At 64.9% G+C, this 12,929-nt stretch carries 10 protein-coding genes; 4 read left to right on the forward strand and 6 right to left on the reverse strand.

The genetic code is table 11. From position 1 onward, the window contains the following. Positions 1-11: 11 nt before the first annotated feature. On the forward strand, positions 12-917 hold the full coding sequence (locus ACGFIK_RS03220; RefSeq protein WP_393337423.1) for a cellulose binding domain-containing protein: 906 nt from the start codon (positions 12-14) through the stop codon (positions 915-917). Positions 918-1,303: 386 nt separating this feature from the next. Here the strand turns inward: ACGFIK_RS03220 and ACGFIK_RS03225 are convergent, their stop codons facing one another. From ACGFIK_RS03225 to ACGFIK_RS03235, 3 genes are read right to left on the reverse strand one after another with little or no spacing between them, the layout of a single operon-like run. After that, positions 1,304-1,561 carry a DivIVA domain-containing protein gene (locus ACGFIK_RS03225; RefSeq protein ID WP_393337425.1) on the reverse strand — a complete coding sequence of 86 codons (258 nt, stop codon included), beginning with the start codon at positions 1,559-1,561 and terminating at the stop codon, positions 1,304-1,306. Then, positions 1,558-2,754 (reverse strand): FAD-binding oxidoreductase, encoded by a 1,197-nt coding sequence (locus tag ACGFIK_RS03230; protein ID WP_393337428.1) that lies wholly within the window; start codon positions 2,752-2,754, stop codon positions 1,558-1,560. Before ACGFIK_RS03230 ends, ACGFIK_RS03225 begins: the two co-directional genes overlap by 4 nt. Further along, complete coding sequence (locus ACGFIK_RS03235) at positions 2,751-2,996, reverse strand: hypothetical protein (RefSeq protein WP_393337431.1); 246 nt, start codon at positions 2,994-2,996, stop codon at positions 2,751-2,753. Before ACGFIK_RS03235 ends, ACGFIK_RS03230 begins: the two co-directional genes overlap by 4 nt. Positions 2,997-3,245: 249 nt before the next feature. Between ACGFIK_RS03235 and ACGFIK_RS03240 the strand changes: the two genes are divergently transcribed. Continuing rightward, positions 3,246-4,493, forward strand: a complete 1,248-nt coding sequence (locus tag ACGFIK_RS03240) for a helix-turn-helix transcriptional regulator (protein WP_393337434.1) — start codon at positions 3,246-3,248, stop codon at positions 4,491-4,493. Positions 4,494-4,504: 11 nt separating this feature from the next. Then, on the forward strand, positions 4,505-4,984 hold the full coding sequence (locus ACGFIK_RS03245) for a flavoprotein (RefSeq protein WP_393337437.1): 480 nt from the start codon (positions 4,505-4,507) through the stop codon (positions 4,982-4,984). An 8-nt stretch (positions 4,985-4,992) separates the two neighbouring features. Here the strand turns inward: ACGFIK_RS03245 and ACGFIK_RS03250 are convergent, their stop codons facing one another. Further along, the gene (locus ACGFIK_RS03250) at positions 4,993-7,692 is read right to left on the reverse strand and encodes an NB-ARC domain-containing protein (protein WP_393337440.1); all 2,700 of its coding nucleotides are present in this window, start codon (positions 7,690-7,692) and stop codon (positions 4,993-4,995) included. Positions 7,693-8,280: 588 nt separating this feature from the next. On the opposite strand from ACGFIK_RS03250, the gene ACGFIK_RS03255 reads away from it, so the two are divergent. Then, complete coding sequence (locus ACGFIK_RS03255) at positions 8,281-11,391, forward strand: DUF3427 domain-containing protein (protein WP_393337686.1); 3,111 nt, start codon at positions 8,281-8,283, stop codon at positions 11,389-11,391. 35 nt (positions 11,392-11,426) lie between these two features. On the opposite strand, the gene ACGFIK_RS03260 is transcribed toward ACGFIK_RS03255, so the two are convergent. Then, on the reverse strand, positions 11,427-12,290 hold the full coding sequence (locus tag ACGFIK_RS03260; protein WP_393337443.1) for a nucleotidyl transferase AbiEii/AbiGii toxin family protein: 864 nt from the start codon (positions 12,288-12,290) through the stop codon (positions 11,427-11,429). A gap of 35 nt (positions 12,291-12,325) precedes the next feature. After that, complete coding sequence (locus tag ACGFIK_RS03265; RefSeq protein ID WP_393337445.1) at positions 12,326-12,928, reverse strand: type IV toxin-antitoxin system AbiEi family antitoxin domain-containing protein; 603 nt, start codon at positions 12,926-12,928, stop codon at positions 12,326-12,328. Between the last annotated feature and the right edge of the window lies 1 nt (position 12,929).

Raw genomic sequence — 12,929 nt, forward strand, 5'->3', positions numbered from 1 at the left:
GCATTCTCACCATGCGTGCTCGCCGCTTCACCCTCGTCGCACTCCTCGCCGCCGCGCTGGGGCTCTCCGGCACGGCCATCGCGTACGCGGCCGACGATCCGGTCATCCTGACCACCCCCGGTGCACCCGTGGTGGTGACCAACGAGTCGCACCTGCTCACCCTGACCTGGGCACCCTCGACCTGGATCGGCGAGCCCGGTGGAACGCCAATCCGGCACGAGGTCCGGGCGTGGCTCGGCCCCAACACCTACCGCAGCCTCGGCACCACCACCGGCACCGACCTCACGCTGACCGACCTGGCACCCGGCACCGAATACCGGCTCACCGTCTGGGCCTCCACCAACGGCGGATACTCCCTCGACTCACCGCAGGTCCCGGTGCGCACCGCGTACGGAAAGGCCAGAGTGAGCTACCACAACATGGACTGGTCACCCACCGACAACCAGATCCAGCACGCCCTCCAGATCGTCAACACGGGCACCACCCCGCTGGACCTGACCGAGGTGCGGGTGCGTTACCACGTGACGTTCGAGGGCGGGAACACCTCACTGGTCACCAACTGCGACTGGGCCGCGATCGGCTGCGCCAACGTGCAACACCATCTCCAGTTCTTCCCGCTGCCCCAACCGCCACCGCCGCCGCCGACCCGCACTCCGACCCCGACTCCGACTCGGACGGTCCTGCCGCCGCACGGTACGTCGATCCCCGGCTGGATCGAGCTGACCTTCGCCAGCGGGACGCTTGAGCCCGGCGCGTCGACCGGCCCCATCCAGCTACGCCACCACCGCCCGAACTGGACGGCGATCGACGAGCGTGACGACCGCAGCTGGCAGCAGGCCACCGGCGGCTGGACCGAGAACAGCCGGATCACCCTCGACGTCAACGGCATCCGCGAGTACGGCGACACCAACGCGTAAGCCGCACAGTCCGTCGCGCTGATCGCGGCACCCACCAACTGACTCTCTCCCCCCACCCGCCGTAGATCTTGGTACGAGACCGCCCTTCCGAGGGCCGTTTCGTACCAAGATCTGTGCGTCAGAAGCGGATTCCGGTGACAGCGCCCGAAGCAGGACAGGCGTGCGGCAACCTTCCTTGTCCTCTACGTCACGAATACCGCCGAGGATCCCGGCAGGGGAGCCCATGAGGACTTCCGTGAACAGCTCATCGAGGTCGCTCAGGACACGGCCGACTTCGGGCCGGAGGCAACCCCAGTGGACGTGTTTACCTGGTACTGCCAGGGCAGGTTGCAGATCAGCTGATCGAGCGTCGACTGGCGCTCACGGCGACCGTACGAACCCACTGATCAGGGGCTGAGTCTTCGGGCTGTCTCGGCCGACTGCCAGCTCCGCAGCGCGTTCTTGATCCGCCGGTTCTCGGCGCGTACCTCGGCGAGCTGGCGCGACCGCTCCCCCAGCTCGTACGCGAGCCGGTGCAGCAGGGCGTCGACCTCGTCGACCTGGTAGCCGCGCTGGGCCAGCCGGGTGCGGGGCAGGGCGAGTTCGGTGATCTTGTCCGGGGTCAGCTGGCCGCGCAGGGCGTTGTGGCTGCGGTAGACCGTCATCGCCACGGGATCCGTTCCGGTAGGTGGATCCGCTCGCCCGGCACCCCGGCGGCGAGCAGCCGCAACCGTGACCCGGCCAGCATCGCCGGCGGCCCGCAGACGTACACCTCGTGCTCTGGGCGCAAATGGTCGAGGGCAACGGTGAGTGCATCGCCCCGCTCCCCCGGCTCGGCCAGCTCGTCGTGGGAGAAGGTCGGCACGATCGTCAGCCAGTCGTGGCGCAGCTTGTCGAGGGTGATCGCGTCGTACAACGCCTCCACCGAGCGGGCTCCGACGACCAGGATCACCCGCCGGCCATCCGGGTCGGCGGCGGCCTGCTCGACCAGGGCCCGCAGCGGCGCCAGCCCGGTGCCGCCGGCCACCAGCAGCAGGTCACGCCCGCCGCCCAGGCTCAGCCCGGTATCCGTGGGCGGGCCGAGGTGGAGCAGCTCTCCGGGGCGTACCTCATGGGCCAGGCTGGTGGAGACGGTGCCGCCGGGGACCGCGCGGACGTGCAGCTCGACGGTGCCGTCCGGGCGCGGCGCGTTCGCCGGGCAGAGCCAGCGCCACCGGCCGGGCCGGCGCGGCGTGCACACCGGCACCGCCTGGCCGCACTGGTACGGCAGCCGCCGCCACGGCCGTACCGTCAGGATGGCGACGCCGTCGCAGAGCCGGTCGTGGCCGATCACCTCGGCCGGCCACCAGGCCGGGCCGTCGTCCGCCCGCGCGGCGGCCCGCTCGACCTCCGACCAGGGCACGCGGGTCTGTAGCGCATCGTCGATGACGGCGGCGTGCGCCGGGTGCAGACCATATCGACGGTACGCACGGCCGAGCACCGCCAGCAGCGCCAACCTGTTCGGACCGTCGACGCTGGTCGTCAGCTGGCGCAACGCGGCGTGCAGCAGCGGGGCCGCCCGCTCCGGCAGCAGACCCGGGAAGCGATCCTCCACCGCCTCCCAAAAGCTCGCGGCACCCAGGTCCCGGCGCGTTTTCAGGACCCCCATCAGGTAGTCGACCGCACGCCGGTGCTGCGCCTCCGACCAGCCCAGGCTCGGAACCTCGGGCTCGTCGCCGGTCCCGCTGGTCAGCGACCGCGCCAGGTGCGTTTTCAGCCGATCCCAGTCCACCCCGATCAGGTACGCGGACAGCTCCACGTCCGCCGCCACCAGACTCAGCCAGCGGCCGACCGCCTCGCGTGCCTCCGCCTCGGTCATCGTGTCCGGCCCTCGGCTTCGCGCTGCTCCCCGTTGAGCTGCTCGGCGGTGAGGCCGGCGGCTTCGAGGGTGGTGTGTCCCCAACGAGCCAGGCGGCACGGGTACGGGACACGTTCGCTGCGGCAGAGCAGACCGTGCGGCCAAGCCTCGGGCGCGTGAACGCGAACCGCCAGCGTGGCGAGGGCCAAGTCCTCGTCGGTGACCGGGGTGAGGACGGGAAAGTCGGCGAGTACGGCAGACATCGGCGGGCGCCTCCGGTGGTGTGCTGCGTGGATCGGCACCGGGGCGGGCGGGAGCGGCGAATCCGCGATCGGGGGACGCGGTACGCCGGAGCCAGCACCCGCCCCGGGCCATGCACCCAGCCTTTGCGAGCAGCTGACCAGGCACTACAGCGCCGATGGAGCCTGCGTGATGCAGAAATGAGGCATCTGCGTACCCGCGGGTTCGACGGAGTGTTACTAGAGTGGCGGCAGAACGGAGGGAGATCAGGCGTGGCCCTGAAGCGACACCGGCTCTGTCAGCGGCGCAAGGCCCTCGGCTACAGCCAGGAGCGCTTGGCCGAAGCCCTCGGCGTGGAACGGTCGACCGTGGTGCGCTGGGAGAGCGCCGAGACTGATCCACAGCCATGGCATCGGACCCGGATCGCCTCTGCGCTGGGAGTTACGCTCGAACAGCTCGACGACATGCTCATCGACGTGTCAGTGGCAGCGCATCGAAGGCAGGCCATGGAAGGTGACACTAGGAATCCCGTTTCCGCTGCTGCTCGCCCCGAGCTGCTGAGCGGCCTCCGGACGTTCCTCACCAGCTACCTGGCGGCCCCGGCTCGGCCAGCTCAGTCGCCTGTCGAGGTGCGGCGTTCTGTGGGCCGGGTGCACAACCTCTACCAGCGAGCGAGTTACACGTCCGCTGCTCGACTACTGCCGGACGTGCTCAGCCAAGCAACGGAGCTATCCAGCCGGTCGACCGGGCTGCATCGCAGCACTGCGTTTCGGCTGCTCGCCGCCGCCTACATCGCGGCGTCGAAGGTTGCCGCCAAAGTCGGTGACGGCGACACCGCCCTACTGACCGCCGATCGGGCTTCCACCGCCGCGAGGCTGGCTGACGACCAGGCATTAGCGGCCGTCGCGGCCTACCAGGCAGCCTGCGGCCTCTTGCGGCTGCCGGGGCGAGCGAGCGAAGCCGAGCAGGTCATACGGAGCAGCCTTGAGCGCTTGACCTCTACTGGCTCTGCTGGCGATCCCGACCTGCTCTCCGCTCGGGGAGCATTGGTGCTTCTAGCTGCGGTGATGGCGGCCGGGCAGGGCAACCCGAAGGAGGCCGCCCAGTTCCTGGCGCAGGCAGAGAGATTGGCGTCGACGCTCGGCGGTGACCGCAACCGGATTTGGACCGGCTTCGGTCCAACGAACGTCATCATCCACGCAGTCTCCGCTGCGGTTCGGGCCGGCAACGCATACCAAGCCCTGGAGATCGGAACACGCCTCGACACCTCGCGGCTGCCGCCGGTGCTGGTTGGCCGCAGGGCACAGGTGCACGTTGACCTGGCAGCAGCAGCGATGATGTCAGCCTCCGACAGGTCCGTATCGGTGTTGCACCTGCTGGAAGCCGAGCGCGTGGCCGCCGAGGTAGTTCACGCCAACATCCAGGCGCGCACGCTTCTGCTCGACCTATTGGCGAAGGAGCGGCGAATGGCGACGCCAGGGCTGCGGCCACTGGCAGAGCGGGCCGGGCTGCTCGTATGACTCGACCGGGTGTGCTGGCTCTGGTCGTCTGCGCCGCTCCCCCGGTGCTGCGGATCGGCGAGCTAATCGAACTGCTTCAAGAGGATGGCTGGACCGTCTGCCTCACCGCTACACCCACCGCTGCCACCTGGATCGACCGGGAGGCGTTGGCGCAGCAGACGGGGTATCCGGTTCGGGTCGAGTGGCGGATGCCGGGCGATCCTGAGCCGCACCCTCCGGCGACTGCGGTTGCCGCCATCCCGGCCACTTTCAACGTCATCAACAAATGGGCACAGGGGATCAACGACACACTCGCGCTCGGCGTCCTAAACGAAGCGCTGGGCGCCGACATCCCTCTATATGTGTTTCCCAACGTCAAGGCGCAACTCGCCGCCCACCCAAGCTACAACCGTCACTTGCAACTACTGCATGACGCAGGCGTCACCATGCTGCGGCTTGGCCGCGTGTTGCACTGGCGGACGATAGTTGACCAGCTCGGACCCTCCGGATAGCAGTCCGCCTACCCGGGCGGCTGAACTCGAGACACCTGGACAGCACGAAACTTATTGTCCCGCACCTCGACTCGGAAGCGCACCAACTCGCCCTCGAACAGGCTTGCGAACCGCATCTCTGGAACACAGTCATCTCGATGGAAAAAGAGATTTCCCGGAAACTCTTCATGTGCAATAAATCCGTACGTAGGTCCAGGAATCGAACAGATGCGCCCCACGTATTCCGGCAGCAGATCTGTTTCACCCACCCTAACGGCACGATTCCAAGCCGCCGCATGCTCCTTAGCTTCAAGGAGGGCAGTTGGCGACTCACGATGACGGCTCACCCGCTCCAGCGCGTGCATAAGCTGTCCTCCTCGATCAGAACGCATCAAGCGTGAAATGAGGGGCACGATCGGAGTTAACCGTCCCTCTACCGATTCGGGCAAGGCGACACCATTCCCCAGGGCCGAGAGTAGGCAATAGATGCCGATTGCCGCAGAGTCCGAGCATGCCGCCACTAGGCGACGGTCGACGATACCCTCTAGGAGGTATGGAATCGCAGTCTCGACTCCGAGCCACGCCTGATCGAACGCCGCAAGAGGACTTCGATCGGCGTCTCGCAGGTATTCCGCAAACCGTCGCCGAGCCTCTACCAGGCTCGTCACCGCTATCAGTTTGCCTCGACCTGTAGACGAACCGATGGCCGGTTCAATGAGAGAAATGCCGTCCTCAAACTGCTGGAGCCATACCATCTGATTACCAAGAGCTACGGCTGTTTCGCTCGTACGAAGGACTTTGTGCGCTTCCTGCGAATACGCAAAGGCGGCGTCTACATCTTTCAGATTTCTGGACAGATGGCCGGCAAGGAAGTGGGCCACGATCGCACGGTGCTCGCCCTGCGCCAATCGATACGCATTCTTATAAAGCTGTGTAGCTACGGCGTGTTGGCCTTGCGCTGCCCGAACAAATCCCTCTACGCGGTCAAGCTCCCAGAAGTCATGATTTAGACTTCGAGCCTGCTTAATTAGGCGGTACGCTTCGTCGTAATTCTCGTTCTGGGATGCAAGCAATGCCCTCCGAAGAAGCTGAGCCGTCGCCGTATCCCCCGAGTTTCGCGTTCTAACAACGATTGGAGCCAACGTACGGCTTGATGCTTCCCGAGCCCGCCGCTCCTCATCAACCCTATATTCCTCATCCCTCCTTGCGATCTCATTAGCGAAAGCGCTATTTGCAAGATCTGCGTGGCGCATGAACTGTGAGGCCGATTCCGAAATTCCGATCTCGAACAATCCGTCTGAATCCCGCCGGGGTGCCACGTTAACTAGAGATCCTCGGGTGAGCTCCTTAACGGCCCGACTAATGTCGTCAACCGCTCTTCCCGTTATAAGGACGAGGTCGTCCGACGCCACCGGCCGGCCTAGTGCGAACAACGCCAGCAGAGCTTCCTTGGCGTCCGCAGATAGCGCCTCGTAGACGCTCCTCACGCAGAAGTCAAGCAACTCCCCCTGATTCCGTATAAGCGTTAGTGGCTCACGCCCTGCCTCAACCGCAAGCACAAACCACTTCACAGCCAACGGGCTACATCGGAGTTTCTTTACGACCTCGCACCGGGCATTGGTACTGATCCGCTGGAGGGACGCGACTCTCCGATAGTTGATCAAATCAGACAACAGCCGCATAGAATCACGCTCCGATAGAGCAGTTAGCGGGTACCTCCTTTCAACCTCCCCCACCCCCACTCTACTCGTGACCAAAAAGCGAACGGTGGAAGGCAAGGCTTCGTACATATCGATGAAGGTCGTTGAGTTGACTGTCTCAAGATTGTCTATAACAATCAACGCGTTTACGCCGTCTAGCAAATAGGCCAGTTGCTCATAGGTTTTTACGCCCGGATCAACCGCCGCACTCAAAGCCTCAACTGCACCCGTAAGCGAGGTTACAGCTTGCGCTATTTGCCGAACACCCTCGGCAGTAAGGCGCTCCGTCTTTAACGAACACCAAAGAACGGCATCATAGGGCCGATCCGAGTCGTCGACGAGCTTGTATGCGATCTCAAGCGCAAGCGCCGTTTTTCCGATTCCACCTTCGCCCGTAACGGTAATCACACTTTCGCGGCCACGCTTGCACATGGCCAGCAAACGATCTACATCGGCTTCGCGGCCAATGAGACCGGTCTCATCATAATCGGGAAGGGGCAAGTTGTGCAAAGCAAGGCCATAGTCGCTAGGGTTAGGCTCACCCCGCGGCTCCCAAAATGGATCAGATTCCAGGTGCACCCAAGCATCTGACAGGCTACGCCACTGTGTTGACTGAAACATCCCCAGAAGACGCGGTAGCACTTCTGGATCACCCGCGCCTATCGGCCGGCCATGCATTACGCGGTTTCTGATGGTTACTAGCCGGTCCATATTCGAGGCAAGCTGGCGAATCTCTCGGGCCAGCCCCTCCGGCAGATGGACTCGGTTTCTATTTAGAAGGTCATATGCCTCTTTAAAGTCGAGAAACTCGACGATTTGATATTTTCCGGGCTCCGTCTCGGGTTCACGAAGTTGTTTTTCGCGCGCCCTCTCGAAAGCTCCCCCGAACGCCTCCTCTGGACTTATTTCCGTCAACACGTACCGTGCAAGAATGTCGCGCATATCACGCTCGAAGGCGTCGATTAGAGCGAACATTCGCATGCGCGTTAGGCGGAAGTTTACTTGGGGCGCCTCGGGAGCGACCTGCACCTAGACCTCCATCGACTGCCGTGAGTCATTTGTAGGACGTAGCTCTTTTTCCGGGACCGAAGCTTTTATGGCTTGCCCCCCAGGGCATGCCTTCTTCTCCCACTCCGACATCGCTGGGCCGAAAATGCAGGTAATGACACGGCAGTGGCGACGACTGGCGTAAGTCCTCGGATCCGCCTTGACGGAAATGCAGCATAGAGAGGACTTAAGAATTGGCTGTGCCGACAAGGGCAGGAATTCTTGGACCTTGTCCTCGATTCTGGTCTGCAAGTCCGCCAGCAAGTCACGTCCCTACACCTCCCCACAAGGCGCATAGCGACATTACCGGAGATGCCTTGGCGGTGGCACCCCTCGGCCTCCTGCCGGCTAAGCGCCTACATCCGCCACGGTGCCTGTCAAGCCCATCAAGGCCTGCAGGTTGCCCGACGCAACAAACGTCTTCGCAGGTAGAGCCGTACTTTGGGACCGACATTGGCATTCGTTCCTAGCGGGTTCTGGGACGACAAAGGGATGGACATATACCACAAATACGGATCGGAAGGTGTCAGGGACCCGACATCAGTCATCGAGGCGACGCGGCACGGGTCAATGCCACGGCGGGGTGGATCGGGTTACCTTGGCCGCGTGACGGCTCCTGACCCTGGCATCTATGAGCAGTTGATCACCCACGAGCTGGCCCAACGGCTTAGACAGGTCGATACCTCACTGATTCAGCGTGGCAAGCTCGATCCCGCCGACGCCCACAGGGCACTGGCCAAACACATCGCCGCCCTCACCCAGCGCGCCCTACAGGCAGTGGCGCATGGGGATGAGAGACTCCGGCGCCAGGTCGAACTAGCCAACCGCATCGCCGACGCCATCGCCGCATCGAATCCGCAGGCATTCACCTCGCAGGATCAGATCGAAGACACCGAGCAACTTCTGCATGCCATCGCGGCTTCACCGATACCACCAGCCCAACCAGTCTTCCCGCCACGCCCCGCCGCCTCGCTTGCCACCAGTGCTCTGCTGGTCAACGGCCGTCACCAGCCCCGCATCGGCCACGAAGTCACCTACGAGATGGCCTCGGCAGACTCCGTCGACCTGCTCTGCGCGTTCATCAAGTGGCACGGCCTGCGCCTCATCGAGCCCGCCATTCAGGAGCTGGCCGCTCGCGGCGGCCGCCTCCGCGTCATCACCACCACCTACTTGGGTGCGACCGACCAACGAGCTCTGGACCGGCTCGCCGAGTTGGGCGCCGACATCAAGGTCTCCTACGAGACCAGAACCACTCGCCTACACGCCAAGGCGTGGCTGTTCCGCCGCAACAACGGCATGACCACCGCCTATGTCGGCTCCTCGAACCTGTCGAAGTCGGCGCTGGTCGACGGGTTGGAATGGAACGTACGGATCTCGAACGTCGAGCAGCCGCACGTCATCGACACGTTCACCGCCACGTTCGAGGACTACTGGAACGACCCGGCGTTCGAGGCGTACGACCCAGCGAAGGATGGCGAGCGGCTGGGCTACGCGCTGCGGGGCGAGCGCGCCGACGAGGCCCCGACCGAGATTGCCAATCTGGACGTGCGGCCGTACCCGTATCAGGCGGAGGTCCTGGCCGACCTGGATGCGGAGCGGCGGGTGCACGGCCGCTGGCGCAACCTCGTCGTCATGGCCACCGGCACGGGCAAGACCGTAGTGGCAGCCTTGGACTATCGCCGGCTGTACAAGGCCGGGGACGTGGATTCGCTGCTGTTTGTTGCCCACCAGGAGCAGATCCTGAGGCAGAGCCGGTCGACCTTCCGGCAGGTGATGGGGGACGGCAGCTTCGGCGAGACGTTGGTCGCCGGGGACAAGCCGAAGCAGTGGCGGCATGTGTTCGCCTCGATCCAGTCGCTGCACCGCCAGGAACTCGACCCCGTGCAGTTCGACATGGTCATCGTGGACGAGTTCCACCACGCCGAGGCCAAGACGTACGCCCGGCTGTTGGAGCGGCTGCGGCCGGGCGTACTCCTTGGCTTGACGGCGACCCCCGACCGGGCCGACGGCCGCGACGTACGGCGGTGGTTTGACGGGCATGCGGCCGTGGAGCTGCACCTGCGGGAGGCGCTGGACCGGCAGTTGTTGGCGCCCTTCCACTACTTCGGGCTGCACGACGACGTGGATCTGTCGCATCTTCAGTGGAAGCGCGGGCAGGGCTACGACCGATCGGAGTTGGAGAACCTCTACACCGGCAACCAGGCGCGGGCACGGCTGGTGCTACGGGCTGCCCAGAGGCTCGTTGACGTGGGGCGGATGCGGGCTCTCGGGTTCTGCGTGAGCATCGGGCACGCCAAGTTCATGGCCGACTGGTTTACCCAGCGGGGCGTATCGGCAGCGGCCGTGACGTCGGAGGTCGGCCGACCGGAGCAACACGGGCTGATCCGGGACTTCAAGGCCGGCAAGCTGCGCGTGCTCTTCACCGTCGATCTGTTCAACGAGGGCGTCGACCTGCCGATGGTCGACACAATCTTCCTGCTGCGGCCCACCGAGAGCGCCACGATCTTCCTTCAGCAGCTCGGCCGTGGCCTGCGCCTGGACGACGACAAGCCCTGCCTGACCGTGCTCGACTTCATCGGCGCGCAGCACGCCAACTTCCGGTTTGACCTCCGCTGGCGGGCGCTGACCGGGGTCAGCCGCCGCCAGGTGTACGGCGCGGTGGAGCAGGACTTCCCGACGTTGCCGAGTGGGTGCCACATCGAGCTGGACCGGGTCGCCAAGGAGGTGGTGCTCCGCAATCTGGAGCGAGCGATCCCATCCTCGAAGAACAGCATGGTGGCTGAACTGCGGCAACTCGGTGACGTGACGCTGGCCGAATTCCTGCGGGACACCGGCCTGGAGATTGGCGACGTTTATCGGTCGGCGACGCTGGGCGGCTGGACCGGGCTACGCCGGCTCGCCGGAATAGAAACCTCGACACCGGGGGCGTACGACCGGGAGTTGGGGCGGGCGATCGGCCGGATGCTGCACACCGACGACCTTGACCGGTTGGCGTTGTGGGAGCAGGCGGTGGCCGGGGAGCCCGTGTCCGATGGGCGATTGCTGGACATGCTGCACTTCAGCCTGTGGGGGCCGAGCGTGCCGCTGTCGCAGCGAGACGAACGGCTGGCGCGGTTGCGGGCTGAGCCAGCTCGGTGCGTCGAGCTGCGCCAGGTCGCGGAGGTGCTGCGGGAACAGATCCACCGGGTTACTGAGCCGGTCGGGATTAATCAGGTGCCGCTGCGGGTGCACGCCCGCTACAGCCGCAACGAAGCCTGCGCGGCGTTCGGCATGCCGAACCCGGGGTCGCTGCGCGAGGGTGTGAAGTGGTTGGAGTCCGAGCAGGCGGACATCTTCTTCGTCACCCTGGTCAAGTCCGAGCAGCACTACTCCCCCACGACCATGTACGCCGATCGGGCGATCACCGAGACGCTGTTCCAGTGGGAGTCACAGAGCACCACCTCATCGGCGTCGGCGACCGGGCAGCGGTACATCCAGCACGCCGAGCGTGGCTCGACGGTGCATCTCTTCGTCCGCGAAACCAAGGTCGCCGACCGTGATTTGGGTGCCCCGGCCTATCTGTACGCCGGACCAATGACCTACCAGGAGCACACCGGCGACCGGCCGATGCGGATTATCTGGCGGCTACACCACCCGCTCCCCGCCGACCTGTACACCGCTGCCCGCGCCATCGCCGCCTAACGACGGCCGAATGTGCTGCTAAGCGGCTGGGTCTGTCACAAGGCCATTGTCCAGACCGAAGATGCCGCTAGCCAGGTACGTCCACCACAGGCCCCGGTCAAGGCCGGATCAGCGAGCGCGACGACCCGTTGCAGCACCGCACCGAAGTCCTGCGGGAGGCGGTCGTCGAGCAGGTGCTTACGCCGCCACGCCGCCCACCGTGACTGCGCGATCGTCGCGTAGCCGTCGAGGACCTGACTCAACGGCTCGATCGTCACCTCACGGTATTCGGCTACCCGGTGCACAGCTGCCGCCAGTTCGTTGCCGTCGATATCGTGCTGACCCGCCAGGAGGTACACGTCGGCGAAGTCACGCCAGCGGGTGTTCGCCTCGCCCCGTTGTAACGCCGTCACCAGCTTCTCCGCGTACACCATTGGAAGCGGATATCCGGCCACCACCAGCTCGCCGTCGAGCAGCCGTGGCAGCTTGATCGGCTGTGGATCGGGCCAGATCGGGTCGCCGACGTTGATGTCGACGTGGAAAGCCAGCCGCGCGGCGGAAAGACGGCCGGTGAGGTTGACGCGCACCCCCGCGTACACGTCGTCGTCCCGGATCGTCTCCGCGGTTGCGGCCGGCGCGTCGAACATCAGACCATCATCGATCTGCTGGCTCGCAATGCTTCGGACGATGCCGAGTACCTGGTCACTGTCATTCGAGATCCACCGCCCCTGAAGATCTACGTCCCGGGTCGGCCGTCGAGCGGCATAGGCGGCCAGCAGCACTCCACCCTTGAGTACGAGGTTGTCCGCGTATGGAGAGCGAGCCAGGCGAGCGAGAAAGCCTTCCAGTGCGTAGGCCTGGTGCAGCTCGTCAGTCGGACGACCAGTGCGCCGAGCGAGGTTCTGAAGGTCGAGGTACACGCGGCCAGCGACAGTGACGCGAGTCGGACGTACGGTCACAGCAGGATCTCCAGTGCCTCTCGGATCGGCCGCTCAGCCTTGGGTACCCGCCGAGCCATGATCAACAGTTTTGATGGTGATGCCTCCCGACGCCTCAGCCATCGCCGCAGCGCCTCGTACGCCAGTTCCGGTCCCTCCCGATGGCGCAGACGGACGGCGTCGATGATGCTGCGTTCGGGACCATAGAGCCCGATCGAGGTGTCCGGGTCGAGTGACAACTCAGTACGACCAACGTCGAACGTGGTTGGGTCGAACGAGTGCCAGGTGATCGGCGCGGAAGTGGTAGGTCGGTGTCGCCCGCGAGGCAGGGCGACATCGATGCGGGAGGGAATCTCGTCGGTGAGGCCGTGACGGGCCAAGGCGGTGGTCAGGCAGAGGGTGGCCGACGGTGCCCGACGGGCGACCTCGATGAGATCAACGTCTACCACCTCGGCGTCATGACGCCGGTAGAGACCTCGGCCAACAGATGCGATGAGCCCCTGGTCTCGCAGCCGGTAAAGCTGCCACTCGGAGAAGCCAGCATCAAGGGCTTGGGAGTAGCTGAACGTGGCCGGAAGCATGCCAAGCCGCCTGCTCTCAGCTTCCAAACCGCCCTCCACA

This window comes from Micromonospora sp. NPDC048871 (assembly GCF_043198155.1).
Lineage (GTDB): Bacteria > Actinomycetota > Actinomycetes > Mycobacteriales > Micromonosporaceae > Micromonospora.